Annotated in this window: 19 protein-coding genes, 2 tRNA genes and 1 pseudogene; 14 read left to right on the top strand and 8 right to left on the bottom strand. The window is 69.6% G+C overall.

Translation table 11 applies throughout. The features are described 5' to 3' along the window. The first annotated feature begins 30 nt into the window (after positions 1-30). Complete coding sequence (locus VSR01_RS23745; protein WP_326451170.1) at positions 31-6,453, top strand: RHS repeat-associated core domain-containing protein; 6,423 nt, start codon at positions 31-33, stop codon at positions 6,451-6,453. 69 nt (positions 6,454-6,522) lie between these two features. After that, positions 6,523-7,287: a barstar family protein gene (locus VSR01_RS23750; RefSeq protein WP_326451171.1), complete on the top strand. Its 765-nt coding sequence runs from the start codon at positions 6,523-6,525 to the stop codon at positions 7,285-7,287. Between the two features lie 36 nt (positions 7,288-7,323). On the opposite strand, the gene VSR01_RS23755 is transcribed toward VSR01_RS23750, so the two are convergent. Further along, complete coding sequence (locus VSR01_RS23755) at positions 7,324-7,902, bottom strand: transposase family protein (protein ID WP_326453782.1); 579 nt, start codon at positions 7,900-7,902, stop codon at positions 7,324-7,326. Here VSR01_RS23755 and VSR01_RS23760 point away from each other — a divergent pair. Further along, positions 7,824-8,480: a hypothetical protein gene (locus VSR01_RS23760; RefSeq protein ID WP_326451172.1), complete on the top strand. Its 657-nt coding sequence runs from the start codon at positions 7,824-7,826 to the stop codon at positions 8,478-8,480. The two genes, VSR01_RS23755 and VSR01_RS23760, sit on opposite strands and share 79 nt — an antisense overlap. Positions 8,481-8,618: 138 nt before the next feature. After that, complete coding sequence (locus VSR01_RS23765) at positions 8,619-8,891, top strand: hypothetical protein (RefSeq protein ID WP_326451173.1); 273 nt, start codon at positions 8,619-8,621, stop codon at positions 8,889-8,891. A 188-nt stretch (positions 8,892-9,079) separates the two neighbouring features. Here the strand turns inward: VSR01_RS23765 and VSR01_RS23770 are convergent, their stop codons facing one another. From VSR01_RS23770 to VSR01_RS23785, 4 genes are all read right to left on the bottom strand, one after another. Next, entirely contained in the window at positions 9,080-9,697 is a 618-nt protein-coding gene (locus VSR01_RS23770; RefSeq protein WP_326451174.1) for a DUF3761 domain-containing protein, read from the bottom strand. Between the two features lie 336 nt (positions 9,698-10,033). Then, on the bottom strand, positions 10,034-11,107 hold the full coding sequence (locus tag VSR01_RS23775) for an ABC transporter substrate-binding protein (protein ID WP_326451175.1): 1,074 nt from the start codon (positions 11,105-11,107) through the stop codon (positions 10,034-10,036). A 166-nt stretch (positions 11,108-11,273) separates the two neighbouring features. Beyond that, positions 11,274-12,191: an ABC transporter permease gene (locus tag VSR01_RS23780; RefSeq protein WP_326451176.1), complete on the bottom strand. Its 918-nt coding sequence runs from the start codon at positions 12,189-12,191 to the stop codon at positions 11,274-11,276. After that, the gene (locus VSR01_RS23785; protein ID WP_326451177.1) at positions 12,188-12,985 is read right to left on the bottom strand and encodes an ABC transporter ATP-binding protein; all 798 of its coding nucleotides are present in this window, start codon (positions 12,983-12,985) and stop codon (positions 12,188-12,190) included. Before VSR01_RS23785 ends, VSR01_RS23780 begins: the two co-directional genes overlap by 4 nt. A 374-nt stretch (positions 12,986-13,359) precedes the next feature. On the opposite strand from VSR01_RS23785, the gene VSR01_RS23790 reads away from it, so the two are divergent. The 5 genes from VSR01_RS23790 (at position 13,360) to VSR01_RS23810 (ending at position 19,590) form a co-directional block, all read left to right on the top strand. Further along, entirely contained in the window at positions 13,360-14,313 is a 954-nt protein-coding gene (locus VSR01_RS23790; protein ID WP_326451178.1) for a transposase domain-containing protein, read from the top strand. 519 nt (positions 14,314-14,832) lie between these two features. Beyond that, positions 14,833-17,820, top strand: coding sequence for a sensor histidine kinase (locus tag VSR01_RS23795; RefSeq protein WP_326451179.1), 2,988 nt, complete (start codon positions 14,833-14,835; stop codon positions 17,818-17,820). Positions 17,821-17,967: 147 nt separating this feature from the next. Next, positions 17,968-18,390 carry a roadblock/LC7 domain-containing protein gene (locus VSR01_RS23800; protein WP_326451180.1) on the top strand — a complete coding sequence of 141 codons (423 nt, stop codon included), beginning with the start codon at positions 17,968-17,970 and terminating at the stop codon, positions 18,388-18,390. Positions 18,391-18,439: 49 nt separating this feature from the next. Continuing rightward, on the top strand, positions 18,440-18,796 hold the full coding sequence (locus tag VSR01_RS23805) for a DUF742 domain-containing protein (RefSeq protein WP_326451181.1): 357 nt from the start codon (positions 18,440-18,442) through the stop codon (positions 18,794-18,796). Between the two features lie 26 nt (positions 18,797-18,822). Beyond that, positions 18,823-19,590, top strand: a complete 768-nt coding sequence (locus VSR01_RS23810) for a class I SAM-dependent methyltransferase (protein WP_326451182.1) — start codon at positions 18,823-18,825, stop codon at positions 19,588-19,590. A 31-nt stretch (positions 19,591-19,621) separates the two neighbouring features. On the opposite strand, the gene VSR01_RS23815 is transcribed toward VSR01_RS23810, so the two are convergent. The 3 genes from VSR01_RS23815 to VSR01_RS23825 form a co-directional block, all read right to left on the bottom strand. Then, complete coding sequence (locus VSR01_RS23815) at positions 19,622-21,181, bottom strand: carotenoid oxygenase family protein (protein WP_326453783.1); 1,560 nt, start codon at positions 21,179-21,181, stop codon at positions 19,622-19,624. 371 nt (positions 21,182-21,552) lie between these two features. Further along, a complete protein-coding gene (locus VSR01_RS23820; protein WP_326451183.1) occupies positions 21,553-22,212 on the bottom strand; it encodes an NAD(P)H-binding protein in 660 nt (219 codons plus the stop codon). Between the two features lie 116 nt (positions 22,213-22,328). Continuing rightward, on the bottom strand, positions 22,329-23,585 hold the full coding sequence (locus tag VSR01_RS23825; RefSeq protein WP_326451184.1) for an amidohydrolase family protein: 1,257 nt from the start codon (positions 23,583-23,585) through the stop codon (positions 22,329-22,331). Between the two features lie 288 nt (positions 23,586-23,873). Here VSR01_RS23825 and VSR01_RS23830 point away from each other — a divergent pair. The 5 genes and pseudogenes from VSR01_RS23830 (at position 23,874) to VSR01_RS23850 (ending at position 25,453) form a co-directional block, all read left to right on the top strand. Further along, positions 23,874-23,946: transfer RNA gene (locus VSR01_RS23830), tRNA-Thr, on the top strand. 47 nt (positions 23,947-23,993) lie between these two features. Further along, positions 23,994-24,066 (top strand) — tRNA-Met (locus VSR01_RS23835). Between the two features lie 84 nt (positions 24,067-24,150). Then, positions 24,151-24,315: a 50S ribosomal protein L33 gene (rpmG, locus tag VSR01_RS23840; RefSeq protein WP_004571794.1), complete on the top strand. Its 165-nt coding sequence runs from the start codon at positions 24,151-24,153 to the stop codon at positions 24,313-24,315. 155 nt (positions 24,316-24,470) lie between these two features. Next, positions 24,471-24,917, top strand: a pseudogene (locus VSR01_RS23845) (FAS1-like dehydratase domain-containing protein); the annotation flags it as partial. A 107-nt stretch (positions 24,918-25,024) separates the two neighbouring features. Then, the gene (locus tag VSR01_RS23850; protein WP_326451186.1) at positions 25,025-25,453 is read left to right on the top strand and encodes a MaoC family dehydratase; all 429 of its coding nucleotides are present in this window, start codon (positions 25,025-25,027) and stop codon (positions 25,451-25,453) included. The last annotated feature ends 121 nt before the right edge of the window (positions 25,454-25,574 follow it).

The raw sequence follows: 25,574 nt of genomic DNA on the forward strand, positions 1-25,574 counted from the left end.
CGACTCGTCGCCGATGTGACGCTTCCCGCGGTGAGCGCGTTCCATAGTGCGAAGGGCAGCTCGCGCGTAGACGTGACGACTCAGGGCGTCGTGCTGGCGGCGGACGTTACCCCGAGCGGTGGCGGCGGTACTTACGCGGCAACCAGTCTGAACCCGAGCACAGCCTGGACCGCCGGAAGCAGCAGCGGAGGGTTCACCTACAGCTATCCGATTCAGGCACCGCCTGCGATCGGCAGTGACACACCTCAGGTGGCCCTGTCGTACGACTCCTCCTCGGTGGACGGCCTCACATCGTCGACCAACTCCCAGGCGTCGTGGATCGGTGACGGGTGGACATATGAGCCGGGCTTTGTGGAACTTCACTACAAGTCGTGTGACAAGGACGGCCTCGATCATTCGGGTGACGTGTGCTGGGGCGGTTACGACGCTCAACTGTCGATGGGCGGAACCTCCAGCGATCTGGTTCGAGACGACACATCCGGCGCCTGGCGGCTGAAGAACGACGACGGGTCAGTGGTCGAGTTCCTCACCGGCGCGAACAACGGCACTGCCACCGGTCAGTACGTCAAGATCAGCACGAGTTCGGGCAGCGTCTATTACTTCGGTCTCAACCACTTGCCCGGTGGAGACAACTCTGATCCGGCCTCGAACTCCGCCTGGTCAGAGCCTGTTTACTCGCCCAAGAGCAACGATCCCTGTTACGACTCCTCCAAGGGCACGGCTTCCTGGTGCCAGATGCCATGGCGGCTCAACCTGGACTACGCCGTCGATCCGCATGGGAACCTGACCACTTACACCTACAACCGCGAGACCAACTACTACGAGCGGGGTGCGGGCCAGAACTCCGGCGTTGGCACCCTGACCGCGTATACCCGGGCCGGAGCACTCGCATCGATCAACTACGGGCAGCGCCTTGCCGATCAGGTGACCGCGCACGGCGCTCTGAAACCCGCGGCGAAGATCGTTTTCACGCCGGCGCCGGAAGGCCGGTGCTCGACCGATGGCGGGTTCACCTGCAGCGGTGCCAAGCTCTCCACCGCCAATGCCTCCCACTGGCCCGATGTGCCGTACGACCAGAACTGTGGCAGCAGCGGGACATGCAACAACGCCAGCCCCACCTTCTGGTCCAACACCCGCCTGAAGACGATCACGACGCAGATTCTGTCCAACGGCGTGTACCAGGATGTCGACAAGTACGACTTGACGCAGAGCTATCCAGACCCTCGTGACGGCAACAAGCCGACGCTGTGGCTGAGCTCGATCACTCGCACCGGCGAGGACGGTTCTCCCGCAGTTTCGCTGCCTCCTGTGACCTTCACGCCCACCGAGATGCCGAACAGGGTCGACGGCACTGACCTGGTGCCCGCGCCGACGATTTTCGAGCGTCCGCGCATCCAGCAGGTCACCACGGAAACCGGCGAGCAGATCAATGTGGACTATCGGCTCCCGGCCTGCTCCCGGGTCAATCATGTGATGCCCGCATCGGCCGCGACGGACACGATGGCTTGCTACAACGTCAAGTGGTATCCGCCGGGCACGGTTGACGGCGCCCCTCCCGCCTCGGACTGGTTCAATCGGTACCAGGTCGATTCAGTCACCCAGAACGATCCCGTGGCTCATTCGAAGTCGGTTGTGACCCATTACGATTACGGGCCCGCCGCCTGGCACTACGACGACGATGAGCTCACGGACGCGGAAACCCGCACGTGGGATGATTTCCGCGGCTATGCTTCGGTCACTACCGTCACGGGTTCCGGGGAGGACGGCCCCAAGTCCCAGACAGTCACCAAGTATCTCCAGGGGATGGACCAGGACAAGGCGGCAAGCGGTACGCGATCGGTGACCATCGGGGACCGTTTGGGTGAGAGCGTCACCGACTCCGACTGGTTGGCCGGCCAGGTTCTCGAGACCGACACGTATGACAAGGCGGACGGGTCGGTCACCTCGTACACCGTCCACCGTAGTATCGGACAGTCGACCACGGCCATCCACGTACGCGGCTCGGGACTGCCCGATCTGGTGGCTGGGTACGCTGCTACGCAGACCGTCTCGACTTCCAAGGCGCTCAAGGCGGATGGGTCGTGGCGAACGACCACGACGACCACCGTCAGCGACCCGGATCACGCCAACCGCGCCGAGACGGTGGACACCCTGGCCAGTGGGCTGCCCGAGACGTGCGTCCGCACCTCGTACGCGACCGGGGCGAACCCGCTGATGAGTGGCTTGGCCGATCAGGCGATCACCGTCTCCGGAAATAACGCCTGCACCGCCACCGCCACGAAAACCAACACCGTTTCCGGCAGCCGTACGCTTTATGACAGCAAGACCTTCGGAGATGCGGGAATTGCAGGCAACGTCACCGCAGCTCAGGTGCTCGACCACTACGACTCCTCGGGCAATGCTGTCTACGTCACCACCAAAACGAACTCATACGACGTTTACGGGCGGATCGTTTCGACGACGGACCCGAATGCCACGGATTCCGAGCATGCCGGCGGGGCGACAACCAGCACCTCGTACACGCCTGCCCAAACGGGAGAACTGCCCAAGACCGTCACCGTGACCAGTCCGGCCCCGGGCAGCGCAACTGGTTGGACCACGACGGTCACCTACGACCCGGCGCGAGGCCTGGAGCTCAGTTCGACGGATCTCAACGCGGAAACGACCAACGAGGGATACGACGCGCTGGGGCGGCTGACGAAAGTCTGGTACCCAGGCCGCACTACTAGTCAGAACCCCAATCTGGTCTACGCCTACGCGCTCAATGGGTCCGGCGCTCCCTCCGCGGTTACTACCTCCACGCTGATGAGCGACACCCCGCTTTACAATGTCTCGGTCCAGATCTACGACGGATTCGGCCGGGCGCTCCAGACGCAATCCACCCCCGGTATATCTGCTTACCACGGCCGCGTTCTCGAGAACACAAACTTCTACGACTCGCAGGGACGGCTCCGAGAAACGCAGTCGCCACGTTACGACGACGGATCAGCCCCCAACGCCACGCCATCCATGCTTCCCGACGACGAGGTCGCGGGCCAGCAGACCATTCTCTACGACGGTCAGGGACGCACCACGGCGTCGGTCTTTTCTTCCTTCGCGGTCGAGCAATGGCGCACCACGACGGCGTACCCCGGTGTGGACGAAACCGATGTCAGTCCACCGGCCGGCGGCACGCCTACCACGACGATCACGGACTCACTGGGTCGTACCAGCCAGTTGTGGCAGTACAGGACTTCGACACCCACCGGCCAGGCAGCCGACGCCGATGTGACCACGTACACGTACACGCCGGATGGCAACCCCAGTACCCGCACCGATTCCACGGCCAAAGACACCTGGACGTATGGCTACGACCTGCGAGGCCGTCAAATCACCGCCGGCGATCCCGATACGGGGACCACCATCCAGACCTACGACGCCGACGGGCGGCTGGCCACAGTCACCGACGCCCGCAAGGTGACGCTCAGTTACGACTACGACCTCATCGGGCGCAAGACGGCCGAGCACAGCGTGACCGCTCCCTCGACGACGCCGAAACTCGAGGCCGCTTGGACCTACGACAGCATCAAGGGGGACCTGGGGCAGCCGGTAGCGTCCACCCGGTACGTCGACGGGGACGCGGCGAAGGCGTACACCAGCGCGATCGGGTCCTACGACGTCGGCTACCGCCCCACCAAGGTCACGCTCACTCTGCCCACCAGCGAGAAGGCCCTCGCTGGGCCATTTGTCACGCAGTCGGTGTACAACCCGATCACCGGAGCCCTCAAAGCCACACATACCGATCAGCGGGGCGATCTCGCGGCCGAGACCGTCAACTACACCTACGACGTGAACGGTGCTTTGCTCAGCTACGGAAGCGCCGGCACGGAATACGACCTGTCAACGGACTACGACGCATTCGGCCGGCCGATCCGTACCACGGTCAACCCGTGGGGCACCGAGATCGTCGCAACGGACAACTACGACAACGCCACCGGTTCGCTGCTGTCCAGTTACCTGGACAAGCAGACCTCTGCGACGGGTGCGGTCCAGCAGACCACGTATCTGCGGGACGACGCAGGACGGCTGACCGGCATACAGAACATCGCCGACAACAATCCGTCGCAGACAGACCTCCAGTGCTTCAGCTACGACTATCTCGGCCGGCTGACCACTGCCTGGACGGATACCGGCGGCATCAGCACCCAGCCACAGCCGAAGGTGCCGAACGTCGGCGGGTGCAAGAACAGCAGTCCCACCACGGGCGCGGCTGCAGGTGGCACCACCGTTGGCGGCCCGGCGGCCTACTGGACCTCCTACGCGTACGACACGCGCGGCAACCGCACCGGGCTGACACAGCACGACGTGGGCGGTGACACGGCGAAGGACGTCACGACGACGCAGACATTCCCCCCGGCAGGGCAGGTCAACGCGCCCACCACCGCCTCGGACGCCGGTGGTGGTACCGGTGGTCCGCACGCTCTGCTGTCCTCGACGAGCACCGGTCCGAACAGTCCCGGGGCCACCTCGTACCAGTACGACGCCGTGGGGGACACCACCGCCGTTACCGACACCTCCGGCACGAGCACCCTGAACTGGACGCCAGAAGACGAACTCGCCTCGGTCACTGCTACCGAGGCGTCCGGCGGCACCAGCTACGTCTACGATGCCGACGGAAACCAGTTGCTGCGGCGCGACCCCGGAATGACCACACTCACTTTCGGGGCTGACGAACTGAAGCTGGACACCAGCCCTGGGGGCACGGCCGCGGTCACTGGCACGCGGACATACAGTCTGCCCAACGGATTGACGGCGGTACGCCAGGGCAGTGCGCTGACCTGGCAGGTCGCCGACGCCCACGGCACTGCGACGATTGCCCTGGACTCCACCACGCTGGCCGAGTCCCGCCGCCCTGTCGATCCTTTCGGCAACCCGAGGGGCACACTCCCCTCCGTGTGGGCCGGCGACCACGGATTCGTCGGCGGCACTCAGGACCCGGCTACGGGCCTGACCAACCTGGGCGCGCGCGAATACCAACCTTTGACGGGGCGTTTTCTCAACCCCGACGAGATCCTTGATGCCGCGCAACCGCAGCAGTGGAACGGATATTCCTACAGCAACAACGACCCGGTGAACCTCTCGGACCCGGAAGGAACGGACCCTGCGGGAACGCAAGACGACTGTCAGTACGACCTCTCGCAATGTCATCGGGACAAGGGTGAGTGCAACGGCGTCAACTTCGCACCGTGCGGTTCGGACGGCACCACCACTGTCGGTGCACCCGGAAGCGGTGGGGGTCTCACCGTCGGAACGAATCAGGACGGTCAGCCGACCCTGGACGGTGTCCGCGTGCCCCCCAGGAAAGAGCTGATCGCCCGGCACCCGGAACGGTGGAAAGATTCCGACGCGCAACTTCTTCTGGCCTGGATACAAGAGGATGAATGCGGCGGCACCACCGCGGGTGTGCCGACGTTGGAGAAATTCTGCGCCGATGCGGGCGCAGGCGAGCTACTGCCCAAAACTCTTCCGGATCCGTTCGGTATAACAGCCGCAATTCATTGCATCAGCAAGGGGCATAATTGCGGCACGTTGGCTATCGAGCTGGTGTCTGACGCTTTGATGGCAGTTCCGTTGTTGGGCGAGGCGGACGAAGCCGCATTGGCCGGCCGGGGCGGTGCCGAGGCCGCGGGCACAGCAGGTCGGGAATCCGAGTCGACCGTGAGTGATCTGCTAGGAGAAGGCTGTCGAGCAAACAGCTTCCCCGGCAGCACTCGAGTCCTCAAGGATGACGGCACCAGTGTGCCCATCCAGAGTGTCCGCGTCGGGGACACGATCGAGGCCACTGATCCTTTGACCGGTGTCACGAAGGCGGAAAAGGTTCAGGCGGTCATCAAGACCCTGACCGATACCGACTTCACCGATCTCACGATCGCCGGCGGTGTCGGGGCCGACCCGATCGTCACCTCGACCCAGCACCACCCCTACTGGGACGTCACTCGCCACCGCTGGCTCGACGCCGCCGACATCCACCCCGGTGACACCCTCCGCACCCCCAATGGCCCCGCCGTCCACGTCACCCGCGTCCGCAACTACACCGGGCACATCGTCACCTACAACCTGACGATCTCGGAGTTGCACACGTACTATGTGCTCGCAGGGGCCACGGCGGTACTGGTCCACAACTGCCCTACTGGAAAGCTGTCGGATCCCCTGCCCAGGGGGATGAATAACAAGATTGCTTCAGCCTACGACGATGTGAAGGCGGGGCGGATTCCTTCGCACGACACGTATGGGGGGCGTGAACACCCGTGGTGGACGGGCGCCAAGGAGTATCGCGTGCCCGGTAGGCCGGACAGCGACCGAATTCTTGAAAAGGAATTGCCGAACGGCGTGAAAGTGTACGGCTGGACGTCCACTCATTACACGAAGATTCAACGCTTCAGTGCGCCTCATTTCCCTGACTCGGGGTGGTAGATCTAATGGTCGACTCCTGTTTCGACTCGATAGCGCTATTTAGCAGCGGTTCTGATTTTGGGGTTTTATATGGCTAGTGAAATTCCCGCGACGGTTGAGATGAATTTCCCGCTTTATGTGGTATCGGATGAACAATCCGAGGGTGTGCTTGTTGCGTCCGGGGCCGTTAAGGGATTTTTTGTCGATCCGAGTGAAGAGTCGTCGGAAGTGATCTTCTCGAAAATTCACGAGTTGAAATGGGGTAAGCGGACAGTCGAAGGCGCGGTACTGGAAGTTATGAATCGCCAACGGGAGAAAATAGGCGAATATCCCATTGGTCGAGCTGTGCTCGGATCGGTGGACGTAGCGGAAGCAACTGGAGTTATTTCGCGAGTCGTATGTCGGCTTTTTGGTAATCGGTGTGAGTATCCAGAAGCTGAAAGAATTTGGCCTCGTTGGGCATCAGGGGTTCCCCTGGAGAAGGGGGAGTGGTATCGATTGTCAGAGAATTATCAGGCTGCATGGCTGCATGTTGCGCAGAATTCCTGGTTTGCGTCGAGTCATAGGGCTGGTTGCTATGGAACGGACAATGTCGTCCATTTGGATGGTGCTCATATTTCCACCAGGTCAGGTTTTTTCTGTGCATTGGGTGAGGCGGTGAACGGTCCTGGTGGTTATTTCGGGTCGAATCTTGATGCGCTCGCGGATTGCATCTCCTCGGATTTTGGCGAAGGACGCTTGGTGAGGGTTGTTTGGCGAAATTTTCAGGAGTCTCAAGAATCCCTTGATGGTGCTTTTCTGGCCTCAATTGTCGAAATAATGCACGAATTTCACGTAGATCTTGTGACTTGCTGACTGCGCGCTGCTGCATATGTGCCCGAATGAACCTTTTCAGCGTTGCCTCTCCAGGGTGAGGACGGCCTTGGCGATGACGGTCATGCGGTTGGGGCCGATGCGTGACCTGTGGAAGATCTGCCAGCACTTCAGCCGTGCCATGCCGCGTTCGAAGGGGGGTGCGGGCTTGGGCGAGAGCCCGGTTGACGCTGCGCCGGGTTGGCGTGAGATCCTCGACTGGCGGGCGTCGGTGGTGACCCAGGTGCCGGCGTCTTGGTAGGCGCGGTCGGCCAGGATCGGAACGCCCTGCCGCTCGCAGATCCGGATGATCTTGTGGGTTCGGGCTGCGGTCAGGTCGTGGGTGCGGCCCGGCAGGGCGGCGAGATTTAGCACATGGTCGGCCGGATCGGTGACGACCTGCACGTTCACGCCGTGACGGCGGTGCTTGGCCGAGTAGTCTGCGCGGCTGTCGCCGACGCGGTCGCATTCTGCGAGTGTGCCGTCCAGAAGGACGAAGTCCGGGTCGTGCTCGCGCAGCGTCTTCAGCAGGCCGGGGCATGGTCGGCGAGCAGGTCGGCCACGGCGGTGACGTGGATGTCGGCGGCGTCGAGCCAGCGGTGGCGAGTGACGTCCCAGTAGGGGTGGTGCTCGGTCGAGGTGACGATCGGGTCGGCCCCGACGCCGCCGGCGCTCGTGAGATCGGTGACGCATACATCCTGCACCCCGGTGACACCCTCCGCACCTCCAACGGCCCCGCCGTCCACGTCACCCGCGTCCGCAACTACACCGGCCACATCGTCACCTACAACCTGACGGTCTCGGAGTTGCACACGTACTATGTCGTGGCGGGCGGTACGCCGATCCTGGTCCACAACTGCAATACGCTGTCGTTCAAGGCCGGAGAGGCGGACATCCGCTACCGCAAGCACGTTCTTGGCGTGCTAAAAAATGGTGCACTAAAGCCTGGCGGTGCGGATATGCCAGAGTTTTTGGACAAGGTCGATTATGTTCGTGGGGCGCGGGATCTTCTCGGTGGAGATTTAGGTGAAGGCGTCCTGGAGGCAACCCGCGGGACTGACACGCTTCGATTCGACACGAATACTGGAGAATTTGGCGTAAAGACGAGCGACGGGACCATACGTACGTTCTTCCGTCCAGGTGGCGGCGAAGGGTACTTCCGCACCCTCCCTGGCTTGACGCCAGTAAACTACTGACCCTAGGTGAAGAGTGCAGAATTTCGACCGCTTGATTGAGAAGAGAACTGCAGATAGTGGTTGGTCCAGGCTAAAAGGGCCGGGGAGTTCGTGGATGCTTGGCGGTCGTTTGTGGCGCAGTGCTCTGCCGGTTACGACATGATCATCTACGAATATGAGAACGATCTCGCCCTCAGGGCGGAGATTCAAGTATTGTTGGATGACTCCGAGCTTCAAAGGCTTGAAGGGTATAGGGAATTCTGCGACGGGATTTCAAGTGTCGATCGTGACTTCATGGCTCTCTTGCAGGAGGGAGTCGAGATTGGATCGACAAGCGACCCGTGGTGGACTAGGGGGGTCCTGCGCCAGGCATGCGCAGAGCTTGCGCGGGATTTTATGAATATCCACGGAGTCAGGATCAGAGTCGTCTGAATAGAATAATGTGCGGCCCCAACCGGGGATAGTTCCGGTGGGGCCGTTGGGGGTCTGACGGCAGCAGTTGACAGCAACGTCAGCGGACGGGCTGCCCAGCGCGTGTCAGTGTTCTCTTTCTGCTGCGCCTCCTGCTCTGCGCGGAGTGAGAGCAGTCAGGGTGCCGCGGGCAAGGCGCCGCAGCGGGGTCAGCGGTACCAGAGGGTGACGCCGCCGTGGTGGCTGCACGTGCCTCGGAAGGTGGCGGAGTAGCTGATCGTGCCGTCCGCGCACTGGGCTGTCGCGCCGGCGGGGTGGGGGGAGGACGCGGCGCAGGTGCCCACGGTGTGGGGGGCGCAGGTGGCCGCGGGCGGCGCGGCGGCGGTCGGGGCGTGGGTCGCGGGGTGCGATGCCGCGTGGGTGCGCGCCGGGGTGGGGGACGGGGGCGCCGCCGCGTGCGTCCGGTGCGGCGTCGGGGTGGGGGAGGGCTTGGGCGCGTGCGTGGTCGGGGTCGCGCTCGGCGTGGGGGTCGTCGGCGGCGTGGACGCGACCGTCGCGGTGGGCGTCGTCGGGTCCGGCGTGGGCGTCGGGGTCGGCGAGGTCGTGACCGCCGCGGCGGAGGCCGTGACCGACGACCCCGTGGCAGCCGTCTTGTCGTGCTTCGAGCCGCCCCCGGTGACCAGCACGAGCAGCGTCATCAGCACCACGAAGCCCGTGATGCCCATCGCCAGGCCCCTCCGGACCGACCAGTTCTGCGGGCGCCAGTCCGACCCCCGGCCCGAACCCGGCCCCGGCGGCGGCGTGTTGTGCGTGCTGCGTGTGTTCATCGGACCGGGTCCCCTCCCTTGCGGCGAGCGCGTGGCGCGCGCGTGAGGAGGTGAACGTATCGGGTCGGACCGTAGCCCGTGGTGACATCCCGGGAATGTGGTGAACCCGCGCATCAACGGGAGCCGCGGTGCGCATGCGGTGCGCATGCGGTGCGCATGCGGTGCGCATGCGTGCGCCGGCGCGGGACGCGCCCCTCGGAGGCGCCCACGGACACGCCCATCGGAGGCGCCCACGGACACGCCCATGGACGCGCCCACGGACACGCCCATGGACGCGCCCACGGGCTCCCGCCCATGGACGCGCCCGCGGGCTCCCGCCCGCGGGCGCCCCGCGGCTCAGGAACCCGACGCGCTCTGCGCCGCCTTCTGCACGTACTCGTCCGTGTACGTCTTCGACAGGTCGATCGTGTGGCCCTTGATCGCCGGGTCCACCGCGTTCAGCACGCGCAGAACGGTCTGCGGCGCGTCCGCCGGCATCTGGCCGGTGGGGTTGTACATGCCCATCTCGTTGGCCAGCGCCTGGGTGTACTGGTCCTTGCCGGGGCCGGAGTAGAAGTCGGCCGGGACCTGCGCGGTGATCTCCGCCGCCGAGTGCGACTCCATCCACTGCAGCGTCTGGTAGATCGCGTTGACCATCTTCTGCACGGTGTCCTTGTGGCCCGCGGCCCACGAGGACTTCACCGTCAGCGCGGTGCCCGGGTACGGGCCGCCGAGCGCGGCCTTGGTGCCGGCCAGCGTGCGCATGTCGGCGATGATCGTGCCCTGGTGCTTCTTCAGCATCGTCGAGATCGTCGGCTCCGTGGTGACGCCGGCGTCGACCCGGTTGTGCTGGAACGCCGCCACGAACGTGGCGCCCGCGGCCACCGCCACCAGGTGCGTGTCGGAGACGGCGATGTTGTTGTGCACCGCGAGGTAGGTGCCGATGGTGGCGCTGGCCGAACCCAGCGACGTCACACCGATGTTCTTGCCCTTCAGGTCCGCCGGGGACGTGATCGACGGCTCGTTGGCCCGCGCCATCTCGACCATGCCGGGCGCCTGGAGCAGCTGCACCACGGCCTGCGTGTCCTTGCCCTTGGCCTGGAGGTCGAGGTTGTGGTCGTAGAAGCCGATCATGCCCTGGGCCTGGCCTTTGAGCAGGGCGTCGGACACCTGCGGGGTGCCCTGGAGGTTGGCGATCTTGACGTTCAGTCCCTGCTTGGTGAAGAAGCCCATCCGCTGGGCGAGGATCAGCGGGAGGTAACTCTGGTTGGCCTGGTTGGACAGGGCGATCGTCACCGTCGGCAGGGAGCCCGCGCTCGCCGCGTCACTGGCGTCGGACGTGCTGTCGGAGCAGGCGGTCAGACTGCCCGTCGCCACGACGGCTGTCGCGGCTGCGATAACGATCTTCTTTTGCCACATGGTGTGCCGCATGAGCTGTGTCTTCTCCTCGGAAGCGGGCGCGCCGGCGGCCTGGTCGGGCCGCGTCGCGTGCCGCGGGTCGGTGCGGTGCGGTGGAGATGAGGGGGGCGGTTCATCGCCAGGGGGGTAGCTGGGTGCCGCATCGAGCGGGTCGCCGCGTGAGTCGGCGTCACGCGCCTCACACCTGCGCGCTCGACGACTTGTGCGGACGCGGCTGCCAGCGCAGCAACCGCCGTTCCAGAAGGGTGATCAGCCCCTCCGCGACCAGCGCGAAAACGGCCGTGATGACCAGGCCCGCGTAGACGCCGTCGGGGTCGAAGTTGGCCTGCGCCTGGAAGATCAGCAGCCCGAGGCCCTGCTGGGCGCCGAGCAGTTCGCCCACGATCGCGCCGGTGATGGCGAAGCCGAAGGCCACGTGCAGGCTGGTGGTGATCCAGCTCAGCGCCGAGGGGACCACCACGTGCAGGGTCACCCGGGTGTTCCCGGCGCCGAGGATGCGGGCGTTGGCCAGGAGGTTGCGGTCCACCTCGCGGGCGCCCTGGAACGCGTTGAAGAACACCCCGAAGAAGACCAGCACCGCCGCCAGGGTGACCTTCGAGCCAATGCCGAGGCCGAACCAGATCGCGAACACCGAGCCCAGCAGGATGCGCGGGATCGAGTTCAGCGTCTTGATGAACGGGGCGAGCACGTCGGACAGGAAGCGCAGCCGGCCCAGCACGACGCCGAGGACGACGCCGAGCACCACGCCGATCGCGAAGCCGAGCAGCGTCTCCTGGAACGTCACCCACACCTGGTCCCACAGCGGGCCCTGCGACGTCCCGTGCCGCGCCCAGTCCCAGAGCTTGGAGCAGATGCCGGAGGGCTTGCCCGTGTAGAACACGTCGACAGCCCCCGTCGAGGCCGTCACCTGCCACAGGCCGATGAACAGCGCGAGCAGGGCGACCCGTACGGCGTTCACCAGGACGCGGCGCCGGGTCCGCGCCCGGCGCACCCGCTCCACCCGCAGGACGCGCGCGTCGCGCTCCGGCGCACCGCCCTTCCCCGGCGCGGCGTCGCCGCCCGTGGACAGGGCGGCGGTCGAGGAATCGGTGGTCATGCTTCCACACCTCGTCCCGCGTCCGCACCGGAGGTCACGCGCCGGTACGCGAGCTGCACCTCGTCGCGCAGCGACTCCCAGATCCGCTCGTGGAGCTTGACGAACTCCGGGGTGTGCCGGATCTCGCGCGGGTTCCTCGGCCGCGGCAGGTCGATGTCGAACGACTCCTTGACCGTGGCCGGCCCGGCGGTCAGCACCACGACCTTGTCGGCGAGCGAGATCGCCTCCTCCAGGTCGTGCGTCACGAACACCACCGACGGACGGGTCAGGTCCCACAGCGAGAGCAGCTCGTCGGACATGATCTGCCGGGTCTGCACGTCCAGGCCCGCGAACGGCTCGTCCATCAGCAGCACCCGCGGCCGGTTGATCATGGTCTGCGCGAGCGCCACCCGCTTGCGCATCCCGCCGGACAGCTGGTGCGGGTGGTAGCGCTCGAACCCGGTCAGGCCCACCCGGCCCAGCCAGTCGGCGGCCTGGGCCTGCGCCTCCTTGCGGGAGGCGCCGCGGAAGCGCGGGCCGGCCGCGACGTTGGCGATGACGGTCTTCCACGGGAACACCGCGTCCGTCTGGAAGACGAAGCCGACGTCCTTGGTGATGCCGTCCACCGGCAGCCCGTCGACCAGGACCTCTCCGGCGTCGGGACGCTCCATGCCGGAGATCAACGAGAGGGTGGTCGATTTTCCGCAGCCGGTCGGGCCCACCACCGCGGTGAACTCGCCGGCCGCGACCGAAAAATTGATGTTGCGCAGAACATCATGATTTCCGCCCTGCGGCGTAGTGAAGGATTTGGTCACGTCGCGCAGCGCGATAGGCGGCGTCGTCGTCGCTTGCCGCGTTGTGACCGGCGCATTGCTGTGCCCCTGCTGGGATTCGCTTGTCACGCGAGGGAGGCTGCCAGAAGCCGGGGCAGAGCACCAACCTCTTCGAACAGGGGTCCATTGACTTAAGCGCCCGCCGTGCGCCGGATGCGCCGGTCATGCGCCCGCCGGTCATCCACCCTGTCGCCGGTTGTCCCGAGAAGTCGCTGAAAACATGCTTCTTCCGTCTTCAGCCGGTCGTGCCGGAAGGGTTAGACGCCGATGGTTTTCAGAGGTAACTTCTGCCGATGGCTTTGCGCTCTCCCGACTTACCCTCGACCACCCGACTTGCCGACCGACTCGCTTTGCGCATGCTCGTTGATACGTTCCAACCGGAGCTGATGGACCGGCTCCTGGACGACGCGGAACGGCGCGAGCGCCGGCGCCGGCTGCTGCCGGCGCAGCTCATGATGTACTTCGTGCTCTCGATGTGGCTCTTCGGGGCGTCCTCCTACGAGGAGGTGCTCGCGAAGCTGACCGGCGGGCTGCCCGAGATGTTCCAGCCGGCGGAGGAAGTGGCCACCGCGGCGGCGATCGCCAGGGCCCGGATGCGGCTGGGGACCGAGCCGCTCAAGGCGCTCTGGGGGCACGTGGCCGCGACGGCCGCTCGCCGCGAACAGCCCGGCCGGCAGCGGTCGTTCATCTACGAGAGCGTCGCGATGGAAGTGCCGGACACGGCCGCGAACCGGATCGCGTACGCCCCCGCGGCCACCGCCACGCCCTGCGGCGGCGAGCCGCAGGGCGTGGCGGCGGGCGACACCCGGCGCACCCTGGACGTCTGGCTGTCCTCGCTCACCGACTGCCGGCAGCGCGTCGCGCCCGTCGCCGCCATCGCGCCGGACCGGGCGAGCGGCGTCGAGGCCGTCGTCGCGCAGTGGCCGCACGACGCGTTCGGCGAGCGGACGGTGGTGGTCGGCGACGGGCAGCCGCTGTCCGCGGCGCTGTGGTCGGTGCTGGCCGAGGCGGGCGCCGACCAGATCTGGCGGGCGGCCGACCGGGCGAAGGCCGCGCAGCCGCTGCCGGTGGAACACCGGCTGGCCGACGGCTCCTTCCGGTCCACGCTCCGGCCGGCCCCGGCGACCCCGGGACGCGGGGCCTCGCCGTCCGGGTGGTGCCGCACGCCGCGGCCCTCCTGGTCACCTCGTTCCTCGACCCGGCGCTGCCGGCCGCCGAGATCGCCGCGCGCTACGAACGGGCCGTGCTGGACCGCGCGGACGGCGTCGGGCACTTCGCCGGACGGATCGCCGGACCGCGGGTGGTGCTGAGATCGAAAAGTCCTGAACTCGTCCGTCAGGAGATATACGCGATGCTGTGTACCTACCACGCAGTAGGGCATCTGGTGTCTCCCGTACACGGGGGTGCACATATTTCGGACGGGCTGTCCGCAGGCCGGAACGGATGGAGTGCCGTCGGGCGGCCTTAAGTCAGTAAGGCAATCCTTTGCTCTCGCGGGCGCGCGTGTGCTGCAATTAGGGCCCCCGGCGAAGGCGTCGAACGCAAGCGGACGCGCGAGATGACAAGGGGGAGCATCGGCGGTCGGAGCGGTATGACACCCGCGCTCCGGCGCGAGCCGACCATTGTGTACGAACGCGGACCGAGCCTTGTGTACAGAAGCCGGGGTTTCGTCGTGGATGAACCGGATGACCAGGCGTCGTCGCGTCATGCGACGGCGTTAATGAAGGTTAAGGGTTTAGTTGAATGGAAGACCAGCGGTCCCGTGGAACCGGACGTCCGATGACGTGCGGAAACCGCCCGCCGCGCCAGGGGGAGCACGGAGCGGCGACATGACAGGCGCGACGGAGCCGGCGAAGGAGCCGGGGGGGCCGGGGGCCGCCGCACCGCGGGGACGGGGAGCCGCGCTGATCGGGCGTCTCGCCGCCGGGCTGCGGGCCAAACGCAGGGTGGGCGACTGGCGGTTGCGCAACCGCATGCTGCTCCTCGTGCTGGTCCCGCTGGTCGCGATCATCCCGCTGGGCGGCGTGCGCGTGGTGTCCGAGGTCGGCAGCCTGCGCAACGCCTCGCACATCCAGGGCCAGACGCAGCTGGCCCGGCAGATCGCCACGCTGGTCAGCGCGCTGGACGACGAGCGGGACCTCACCGAGGTCGCGCTCACCGGGTCCGGCGTCCTGGGCGACCGGAAGCTGGCCGCGGCGCAGCAGGCCACCAACGCGCAGGTCACGGCCTTCGACGCGGCGCTGCACGAGCACCGGGGCAGCGTCGACGCGCTGCCCGCCGCCGTGCGGCAGCTCGGCGCCCGCGCCGAGGCCCGGCTCGGCGACCTCGCCCCGCTGCGCGCCTCCGCGCAGGGCCTGGCGCCCGGCGCCGGCACCCCGACCTTCAGCGCCTACAGCACGATCGTCGGCGACCTGCTGGACTTCAGCGACCAGCTGGGCGCGGTCAGCTCCGACCACACCCTGATCAGCCTGGTCTCGACGCTGGCCTCGATCCAGCAGATCGAGCAGCAGACCTCCAGCGAGCGCGGCTTCATCGCCGACGTGCTGGACCGCGGCGGCTTCACGCTGGAGCTGAAGGAGAACATCGAGCAGGCGCAGTTCGAGACGGCCAACGACGAACTGGCCACCAACGCGCCCACCTCGCTGCTGAACCTCTACCAGTCGACGGTCAGCGGCGACAAGGTCGGCGCCGCCGACGGCACGGTCCAGGCGGTCGCCACGGCCGCGCAGGAGGACACCTCGGTCGCGGGTCTCGGCATCGCCAAGAGCACCGCCTTCGGCCAGTTGACGGACAAACTCGACGCGGTGCGCGTGGTCGAGCGGCAGGCCGTGGCGGACATGAACGCCCGCGCCTCGCACCTGCTGTCGTCGGTGCGGACCCAGCTGTACCAGAACCTGGCGATCATCATCGTGGTGGTCGCGCTGTCCCTGCTCGGCGCCGTGGTGCTGGCCAGGTCCGTGGTGCGGCCGCTGCGCCAGCTGCGGGTCTCCGCGCTGGACGTCGCGGACAACCGGCTGCCGGACGCGGTGCGCCGGCTGCGCGACGTCCAGCCGTCGGACGACGAGGAGCCGGTGCGGGTCGAGCCGATCGAGGTGCGGACGCAGGACGAGGTCGGCCAGGTGGCCCGCGCCTTCGACCGGGTGCACGTGGAGGCGGTGCGGCTGGCCACCGAGCAGGCCCGGATGCGCAGCAACGTCAACGCGATCTTCACCAACCTCTCGCGCCGCAGCGAGAGCCTGGTGCTGCGGCAGCTCCAGCTCATCGACGACCTGGAGAACAGCGAGCAGAACCCCGGCCAGCTGGCCAGCCTGTTCCAGCTCGACCACCTCGCCACCCGCATGCGCCGCAACAACGAGAACCTGCTGGTGCTCGCCGGCGAGGAGCAGAGCCGCCGCTGGAACCAGCCGGTGTCGCTGTTCGACCTGGTCCGCGCCGCCACCGCCGAGGTCGAGCAGTACGAGCGGGTGGTGCTCTACGAGCTGCCCGACGTCGCGGTGGCCGGCCACGCCGCCACCGACCTGGTGCACCTGGTGGCCGAACTCGTGGAGAACGCCACCTCGTTCTCCGGGCCCGAGACACAGGTCCTGGTGGGCGCCAAGATGCTCACCTCGGGCGAGGTGGTGCTGGACATCGCGGACGCCGGCATCGGCATCCGCCCCGAGGAGCTGGACCGGATCAACCGCCGGCTGGCCGAGCCGCCGGTGCTCGACGTGGCGACCTCGCGCCGGATGGGCCTGTTCGTGGTCGGCCGGCTGGCCGCCAAGTACGGCATCCAGGTGCGGCTGACGAACACCGGCAGGACCGGCCTGAACGCGCTGGTGCGCATCCCGCTGACTTTGCTGCTGCCCGCCAGCGAGCTGGAGGCGATCGGGGCGCCGGCGTTCGACCAGGCGGCGCTGCGGCCCGGTCCGTACGAGACCGGCGAGTTCGCCGCGGTGGGCGGCGGGTACGCGGCCGGGCGCGGCGGCGACCCGCGCTTCGACGGGGCGTACGGCATGCCGCAGGCGGACCGGTACGGCGGTCGCGGCTACGGGGAGTCCTCGCCGGGACGCCACTCCGGTCCGCCCGACGGCGGCTTCCCGTGGTTCCACGAGGAGCAGGAGGGCCAGGGGCCGGGCGGCGGGGACTTCTCGTGGTTCGCGCCGGGCCCCGAGGACCCCGCGGACGAGGCGGGGGCGTACGGGCTCGCGCCGGGGCAGCCCCCGGCCGCGGCAGGGCAGCCCGGTCCGTTCCCACCGTCCGCCCAGTCCGTACCGCCCTCGCCGTCCGCGCAGCCCGCCCGGTCCGCGCCCGCCGCGCTGCCCGTGCCGCCCGACTCGCCCGCGCTCCCCGCGGCCGGCCGGCACGCGTACCCCGGCCAGATGCAGCAGCCGCGGACGCAGCCCCACCCGCAGCCGCAACCCCAGGCGTACGCGCCGCCGCAGAGCCCGTACCAGCAGCCGGCCCAGCACCAGCCCCGGCCGCAGGCGCAGCAGCAGCCGCACTCCCACGTCCAACCGCACTCCCACGTCCAGCCGCAGTCTCACGTCCAGCCGCCACCCCCGTCGCCGGCCCAGCACCAGCCCCGGCCGCAGGCGCAGGCCGGCGCGCAGTCGCCGCCGTCGGGACTGCCGCGGCGCGTGCCGTTCGACAACCTCGCGCCGGACTCCCGGCTGCGCCGCGCCGCGCCGCAGCCGAACCCCGCGCCGAGCGCGCCGCGCTCGGCGGGCCAGATGCGGGACCGGCTGTCCAACTTCCACCAGGGCGTCCGGCGCGGCAAGGACGGCGGCGACCGCGACGGCCGCGGCCGGCCGCCGGGCGGATCGGGTCCGCTATGAGGAGGCTGCGCTCTCCCCAGTCCCCGTCCCGGGCGCGCGCCGCCGCACCGTTCGCAGCGCCCACCCCCGGAGCGCCCCCGCCCGCGGCGCCCTCACCCGCGGCGCCGTCGGAGGTCGACTCCAGCAGCAGAGGAAGCAGCCACAGCCATGAGCGATCTGAGCAACGCAGCGCAGAACCTGAACTGGCTCATCGCCAACTTCGTCAAGCAGGTGCCGGGCGTCGCCCACGCGGTGGTCGTCTCCTCGGACGGCGTCCAGCTCCTGGCCTCGGCGTCGATGCCGAAGGAGCGCGGCGACCAGCTCGCCGCGCTGGCCTCGGGCCTCGCGAGCCTGACGCAGGGGGCGGCGACGCTCTTCGAGGCCGGCACGGTCACCCAGACCATCGTCGACATGCAGAACGGCTTCCTCTTCCTGACCTCGATCAGCGACGGGTCGGTGCTCGCGGTGCTGGCGGCGCCCGGCTGCGACATGAAGATCGTGGGGTACGAGATGACCTTGCTGGTCGAGCGGACCGGCGACGCGCTGACCCCCGCCGTGCGCAAGGAACTGCAGAAGGCGCTGGCGGGCTGACGGCCGGCCCGGCCGTCCGCTGGCCACACACCCGGAAGGACGTGCGTACGTGAGTGCAGACCGCAGGCGCAGCTCGCCGTTCGTACGCCCCTACGCCGTCACCCGCGGCAGGACCACGGCGCGCACCGACTTCGCGCTGGAGGCCCTGGTCAGCACCACCATGCTCGCCTGGGAGAGCGGGGTGAGGTTCTTCCCCGAGCAGCAGGCGATCTGCCGGCTGTGCATGAACCTCACCTCGGTCGCCGAGATATCCGCGGTGCTCACCATCCCGCTCCAGGTCACCCGCGTGCTGGTGGGGGACCTGGCCGAGAGCGGCTACGTCAGCGTCCAGCAGCCGGCCTACACGGGCGGACGGCCGGACGTCACGCTGCTGGAACGGGTGCTCACCGGGCTGCGCGGCCTCTGAGCCGCCCCGACGACCTACGGAGTGTCATGCCTGACCCCTCGCCGCTCGCCGTGTCCTTCGGGGTCGCGGCGCAGGAGTACGACCGCTACCGCTCGGGGCCGCCCGCGCAGGCGCTGGACTGGCTGCTGCCGGCCGGCTGCCGTTCGGTGCTGGACCTGGGGGCCGGCACCGGGCTGCTGACCCGTCAGCTCGCCGACCGGGTCGAGGACGTCGTGGCGGTCGAGCCGGACGCCCGCATGCGGGAGGTGCTGACCGCTTCCTGTCCCGGGGCGGCGGTGCTGGAGGGGACCGCCGAGGCGATCCCGCTGCCGGACCGCCGGGTGGAGGCCGTCACGGTGTCCGCCGCGTGGCACTGGATGGACCCGGCCGCCGCGCTGCCGGAGATCGCGCGGGTGCTGACCCCGGGCGGCACGCTCGGCATCCTCTACACCCGCAGGGACCGGCGGGTGCCCTGGCTCGACGGCCTGGACGCCTTCGTGCACCGGGAGATGGGGACCGACGACCGGGTCGGCGCCCTGATCCGGCGGATGAACGACGAACCGTGGCTGCCCAGGGACGCGCCGTTCGGCGAGACCGAGACGCACGCGGTGACCTGGACGGCGGTGATGACCGCCGAGGAGATCGTCGCGATGTTCGGCACCTACAGCAGGTTCATCACGCTGCCGGAGGAGCGGAAGCGGGAGCTGGCCGAACGCATCGGCGCGGAGGTCCGCGCCACCGCGCCGACCCGGGACGGCCAGGTCCTGATGCCCATGGTCTGCTACTGCTGGCGGGCCCGGCGCACCGCCCGCTGAGCCGCCGGCAGCGAGCCGGGCCGGGCCGCCCTCACACGTCGCGGACCCAGCTGCCGTGGAAGCCCAGCGGCACCCGGCCCGGCAGATGGACGCGGGCCAGCGGCGGCGCGGTGAAGTCCTGGGCGGCCAGGACGACCAGGTCCGACGCGCCGCGGTCCGGATTGTGGACGTACGCCAGCGCGTAGCCGTCGTCCTCCGCGCCGCGGCGGGGATCGGCGCCGCCGTGCGGGCCGTGTCCGGGGCGCCACTGGTCGCCGTCCGGGTCGCGCGGCACGAACACCGCCTCGCCGGCCGGTGAGTTCCTCGGGAAGCGGTGCACCTGCGTGGTGCCGCGCAGCAGGTCGTGCTTGATCAGGGCGTCGCCGAAGTTCCGGTCCGGCGGGACGCCGTCCACCGTCTCGTAGGCGCGCCACATCTCGCCGGCGCACGCCGCGTAGCCGTAGCGGTGCCGGTGGGCGACCAGCCCCTCGCGGACGCGCGGGAACTCCTGCGGCCGGTCGTCGATCCGCCGGGTGCGCAGCCGCCCGTGCTCCAGGTCGATGGTCCACCGCTCCAGGTACGGCGTGCCGGTCGCGGTCGGGCCGTCGCTGCCGCGTCCGGCGGCGAAGAACGGCGCCGGCATGCCGGCGAAGTCCACCACCACGGTCCGGCCGTCGTCGTAGGCGTTCAGGGTGTGCGAGTAGTACGTCGAGGGGTCGCCCTCGAACCAGCGGACCGGGCCGCCCGCGCGCGGCATCACGCCGACCCGCGAGGGGTGCCGGTCGTTCCACACGTACGGCACCATGGCGCCGGCCTCGGCCGCCGCCATGTCGAAGGTGACCGGGGTGTCGAAGACCACGACGTACCGCTCGGTCAGCGCGAAGTCGTGCATCATCGGACTGTCCGCGACCGGAATGCGGGTGGTCCTGGCCACCGTGCCGGTGTGGTCGACCACCAGGTGCCGGACGTGGTCCCAGGTCGGGTAGTACGTGATCGCGTGCAGCTCGTCGGCCTCCGCGTCGTACTTGGTGTGCGCGGTGAACGCGTCCTTCAGCGAGCCGCCGAAGTCGAACGCGCCGACCGTGTTCAGCTCCTCGTCCAGTTGGTACGGCATCGGGCCGCTCTCCTGGCAGGCGAGCACCCGGCCCTTGTACGGGACGACGTGGGTGTTGGCCGCGAAGTCGTTGTCCGGGACCGGCCCCCGGTACGGCTCGCCGAGCTTCGCGGCCACGTCGGAGGAGCGCACCCAGCGGTTGCGGTACCACTCGGCGCGGCCGTCGCGCAGCCGGACGCCGTGCACCATGCCCTGGCCGAGCATCCAGTGGTGGGCGCGGGGGTCCTCAAGGCCCAGCACGTTGGGGCCGTTGCGCAGGTAGCGGCCGTTCAGCTCGCGCGGGATCCGACCGGTCACCGGCAGGTCGAACGCGGTGACCTCCTCGGTCGCCGGGGCGAACGCCCCCCGCAGGAAGGGGAACCGGTTCGTCGCGGCGGCCGGCCCGCCGCCCGGCGCGGCGGCGCGGCCCGCGGCCGGCCCGCCGCCGGCCGCCCACGCGGAGCCGCCGCGCAGCGCCGCGAAGCCGCCGGCCGCGGCGACCGCGCCGCCGCGCAGCATCCGCCGCCGGGTCGGCCCGGAGCGCCCGGTCCCCGCGGAAGCCCCGCCGCCGAAAGCCCTCCCGGCCGCGCGGGCCGCGCCTGCCGCGCCCGCCGCCCCGGCCGCGCGGGCCGTCCCCGCGGCGTCCGCCGTTCCTGCCGCGTTCGCCGTTCCTGCCGCGGCGTCCGCCGTCCACGCCGTTCCCGCCGCGGCCTCCGTGCCGCTCGCGCGGTCTCCTCCGGTGTGCGCCATGCCGTCCACTCCCCGTCCCGCCGTTCGGTCCTGGTGCCGTTCTGCGTGCACCACGACCCTCTCCCGGCGCGCGGGCCGCGGTCATTGCGGACCGCACCCATGTCGGGGGCGGGGACAACCCCCCCGGTCCCGGACCCGCCCTACGGCGTCGGCGCGTGGGCGACCGCGTCCTCCACCGAGGTGTCGCCGGAGACGAGTTCGAGGGTGAGGCCGGCGGTCTCGGGCGCGGTCAGCAGCGCGGCGAGGACGGCCGCGACGTCCTCGCGCGGCACCGAGCCGCGGCCGGTGGCGGCGGCCAGCCGCACCCGGGAGGTCCCGGGCACGTCGGTGAGCGCGCCCGGCCGCAGCACCGTCCAGTCCAGCGCGTCGCGCGCGCGGATCGCGTCGTCGGCGGCGCCCTTGGCCCGCAGATACGCCTGGAACACCTCGTCGGAGTGCGTCGCGTCGGCGTCCGCGCCCATCGAGGAGACGATCAGGAAGCGGCGCACGCCGGCGCGTTCGGCCGCGTCCGCGAGCAGCACGGCCGCGTCGCGGTCCACCGTGATCTTGCGTTCCGCGCCGCTGCCCGGCCCCGCGCCCGCCGCGAACACCGCGGCGTCCGCGCCGCGCAGCACCGCGGCCACCTCGTCCACCGACGCCGACTCCAGGTCCAGCACGACCGGTTCCGCGCCGACCGCCCGCAGGTCCGCGGCCTGGGCCGGATCGCGGATCAGGCCCACCGCCTCGTCGCCGCGCGCCGCCAGCCGCCGCTCCAGCCGCAGCGCGATCTGCCCGTGTCCACCAGCAATCACCGTACGCATACCCCGACGCTACGCCCCGTCCGCCGCTTCCCCGCGCTTCCCCGCGCTTGGGCGCGCCCGGCGTCCCCGGCGCCTGACGCAGCGCCGGCCGGGCGCGCGCCGTCCCCGGACGGTGCTCAGGTCTGGCGCGGCGAGGACTGCCGGGGCAGGTCCAGGGGCGCGCTGCCGGCGGAGTCGCAGTACTCGCGGACCGCGCTGGTGCGCGAGACGACGCGGCCCCGGTGGATGACCAGGCGGCTGTACGCGTGGGAGAGGACGCCCTCGACGCTGTCGCCGCGCACCGCGAGCAGTTCCGCGGGGAAGCCGGCCTCGACCCGGACCCGCGGCAGGCCCAGCACCGCGCGGGACTGCGCGGCGACCGCCTCGTACGCGGCGCCGGCGTCGCAGTGCCCGTGGGAGGCCAGCAGGAAGGCCGCCTCCAGGGGGTCGCCGCGGCCCACCGGGTTGGCGAGGTCGGCGAGCGAGCCGCTGCCGGCGCACACCCGTACCCCGGCCGCGCGCAGCGCCCGCACCGGCGCGACCCCGCCGCGCTCCAGCGCACCGCAGCCGCCCTGCGGCAGCGCCGCGACCGAGACGCCCGCGGCGGCCAGCCGCTCCGCCGCCGCGGCCACCGCCTCGGGCGGCAGCGCCGCCAGGCCGTGGCACGGGCCGAGCGTCACGCCGGGCCGCATCCCGCCGGCCATCGCGGCCAGCCGCGCCAGCCGGGCCGGGTCGCCGGCCGCGGTGTGCAGGTCCACCGGCACGCCGAACTCCGCGGCCAGCGACAGCACCGCCTCCGCGTAGCCGCTCGGGTCCGGGTCCAGGTCCGGGCAGCCGCCGGCCACCGCCGCGCCCATCTTCAGCGCGTCGCGCAGCATCGCGTACCCGTCCGCGCCGGCCACGCCGGTCAGCAGCCGCGGCGCGGCGACCGGCTGCACCTCGACCAGACCGGTCAGCGTCCTGGCCGCCCGCAGCACCGCCTCCAGCGCGTGCAGGCCCTGCACCCCGCCGATCCGCACATGGGTGCGCACCGCGGTCGCGCCGTGGCCCAGTTGCAGCAGCGCGGCCTCGGTGACGCGGCGCTGCACGTCCTCCGCGTCGCCGGCCGGCGGACCGCCCGCGGTCAGCGCCTGGTCCAGGTGGGCGTGCGGCTCCGCGGGCGCGGGCAGCAGCAGATAGCCGCGCAGGTCGATCCGGGCGCCCTCGGCGAGGCTGCCCGCCGTGCCCACCGCCTCGATCCGCGCGCCGCTCAGCCGTACGTCGACGGTTCTGCCGTCGGTCAGCCGGGCCCCGCACAGCAGCAGGGAGGCGGCCTGGGCGGCGTCGCGGTGGGAGCCGTGCGAGCCGTGTGAGCCGTGGGAGTCGTGGGAGCTGTCGTGCGGGGCGTCGGACATCGCGCTCCTCCGGTCCTGGCAAGCGGGGGCGGCGGTACAACAAGACGGGCGGGGTGGACGAGACGGGCAAGATCACCTGTTCCGACCCTAGGACCACCGGCGGCCGACACCTCGCAGGAGAGCATTAGTCGTACCGGTGAGGGTCGCGCGCGGGGCGTCCAGGAGGCGCGCGCGGGGCGCCCGTCCGGCCCGGTGACGCGGGCGGCTCGTGCCCCGCCCGTGCCCGATGTGCCCCGCGGGATACGGATTTCACGTATCGCTGCGGACCGTGTAATGTCTTCCTCGCTCGCCCCAATAGCTCAGTCGGTAGAGCGTCTCCATGGTAAGGAGAAGGTCTACGGTTCGATTCCGTATTGGGGCTCTGGTGGATCGGTTCCCCGCCGCGACCGGCGGGGGCCAGTTCATCGAAGCGGCGTAGCTCAGTCGGTAGAGCAAGCGGCTCATAATCGCTGTGTCACCGGTTCAAGTCCGGTCGCCGCTACTCTCCGTAGCCGATTGCGGGTTCGGTCCCTCGGTCGGCTACTCTTCCTGTGTTCATTTCACCCGTTCGTCAAGGAGCACTCACGTGGCCGCCACCGACGTCCGCCCGAAGATCACGCTGGCCTGCGTGGAGTGCAAGGAGCGGAACTACATCACCAAGAAGAACCGGCGCAACGACCCGGACCGTCTTGAGATGAAGAAGCACTGCCCGCGATGCAACGCGCACACCGCGCACCGCGAGACCCGCTGACGCTCCGCAGGCTCCACGCCGTGTGCGCCGGGCGCCCGCGCCTTGCCCGCACACGTCAGGAAACAGCTCCACAGCCACCGCCACGAGGCCGTACCCGTGTTCACCGCCGGGGACGGCCTCGCGGCATGTCGTGATCCTTTTCCCCGGAGGTGCCGATGGCCCTGGACCAGTCCTTCGTCGGGCGCAGTTATCCGCCCACCGACCCCTATGAAGTGGGCCGGGAGAAGATCCGTGAATTCGCCGAGGCGATCGGCGACCCGAACCCGGTCTACCGCGACGCCGACGCGGCGGCGTCGCTCGGCCACGCCGATGTGATCGCGCCGCCGACCTTCGCCTTCTCGCTCACCTACAAGGCGGCCGGCGTGGTCGTCATGGACCCCGAACTCGGGCTCGACTACAGCCGCGTGGTCCACGGCGACCAGCGGTTCGCGTACACCCGCCCGGTGCGGGCCGGCGACCGGCTGACCGTCGTGTCGACCATCGAGTCGATCAAGTCCCTGGCGGGCAACGACATCCTGGACATCCGCGGCGAGGTCCACGACGCGTCCGGCGAGCACGTGGTGACCGCCTGGACGAAGCTCGTCGCCCGCGCGCTCAAGGACGGCGACGGCGGTTCCGCGGGCGGCACGGACGGCACGACGAGCGCCACGACGGACGCCACGGCGAGCGCCACGACGGACGGCACGACGAGCGGCAAGGGGGACGCGTGATGGCCGCGGCGATCGCCTACGACGACGTGGAGGTCGGCGCCGAACTGCCGGCCGCCTCCTTCCCGGTCACCCGCGCGACGCTGGTGCAGTACGCGGGCGCCTCCGGGGACTTCAACCCGATTCACTGGAACGAGCGATTCGCCCGCGAGGTCGGACTGCCCGACGTGATCGCCCACGGGATGTTCACCATGGCGTCCGCGGCGCGCGTGGTCACCGACTGGGTCGGCGACCCGGGCGCGGTGGTCGAGTACGCCGTGCGCTTCACCAAGCCGGTCGTGGTTCCGGACGACGACAAGGGCGCGGTGATCGAGGTGACCGCGAAGGTCGCCGCCAAGCTGGAGGACCACCGGGTCAGGGTCGACCTGACCGCGACCTCCGCCGGCCAGAAGGTGCTGGGCATGGCCCGCGCGGTGGTGCGGCTCGGCTGAGCGCCGGGCGCGGCCTGCGAGAGTCGTACAGATGTGCGCGTAAGGGGCGCCCACCCGGGGTGGGCGCCCCTTACGCGTCGCCCGCCCGCCCCCCGCTTGACGTAGATAGTGATTGGCCACT

Origin of the sequence: Actinacidiphila sp. DG2A-62, assembly GCF_035825295.1 — a bacterium.
Taxonomy (GTDB): domain Bacteria; phylum Actinomycetota; class Actinomycetes; order Streptomycetales; family Streptomycetaceae; genus Actinacidiphila.

What these genes read in the sequence shown, in the direction of transcription:
- VSR01_RS23750 (WP_326451171.1), top strand. Translation starts at nt 6,523, where the DNA reads ATGGCTAGTGAAATTCCCGCGACGGTTGAGATGAATTTCCCGCTTTAT.
- VSR01_RS23760 (WP_326451172.1), top strand. Translation starts at nt 7,824, where the DNA reads ATGGTCGGCGAGCAGGTCGGCCACGGCGGTGACGTGGATGTCGGCGGC.
- VSR01_RS23765 (WP_326451173.1), top strand. Translation starts at nt 8,619, where the DNA reads ATGATCATCTACGAATATGAGAACGATCTCGCCCTCAGGGCGGAGATT.
- VSR01_RS23770 (WP_326451174.1), bottom strand. Translation starts at nt 9,697, where the DNA reads ATGAACACACGCAGCACGCACAACACGCCGCCGCCGGGGCCGGGTTCG.
- VSR01_RS23775 (WP_326451175.1), bottom strand. Translation starts at nt 11,107, where the DNA reads ATGCGGCACACCATGTGGCAAAAGAAGATCGTTATCGCAGCCGCGACA.
- VSR01_RS23780 (WP_326451176.1), bottom strand. Translation starts at nt 12,191, where the DNA reads ATGACCACCGATTCCTCGACCGCCGCCCTGTCCACGGGCGGCGACGCC.
- VSR01_RS23790 (WP_326451178.1), top strand. Translation starts at nt 13,360, where the DNA reads ATGCTCGTTGATACGTTCCAACCGGAGCTGATGGACCGGCTCCTGGAC.
- VSR01_RS23795 (WP_326451179.1), top strand. Translation starts at nt 14,833, where the DNA reads ATGACAGGCGCGACGGAGCCGGCGAAGGAGCCGGGGGGGCCGGGGGCC.
- VSR01_RS23800 (WP_326451180.1), top strand. Translation starts at nt 17,968, where the DNA reads ATGAGCGATCTGAGCAACGCAGCGCAGAACCTGAACTGGCTCATCGCC.
- VSR01_RS23810 (WP_326451182.1), top strand. Translation starts at nt 18,823, where the DNA reads ATGCCTGACCCCTCGCCGCTCGCCGTGTCCTTCGGGGTCGCGGCGCAG.
- VSR01_RS23815 (WP_326453783.1), bottom strand. Translation starts at nt 21,181, where the DNA reads ATGCTGCGCGGCGGCGCGGTCGCCGCGGCCGGCGGCTTCGCGGCGCTG.
- VSR01_RS23820 (WP_326451183.1), bottom strand. Translation starts at nt 22,212, where the DNA reads ATGCGTACGGTGATTGCTGGTGGACACGGGCAGATCGCGCTGCGGCTG.
- VSR01_RS23825 (WP_326451184.1), bottom strand. Translation starts at nt 23,585, where the DNA reads ATGTCCGACGCCCCGCACGACAGCTCCCACGACTCCCACGGCTCACAC.
- VSR01_RS23850 (WP_326451186.1), top strand. Translation starts at nt 25,025, where the DNA reads ATGGCCGCGGCGATCGCCTACGACGACGTGGAGGTCGGCGCCGAACTG.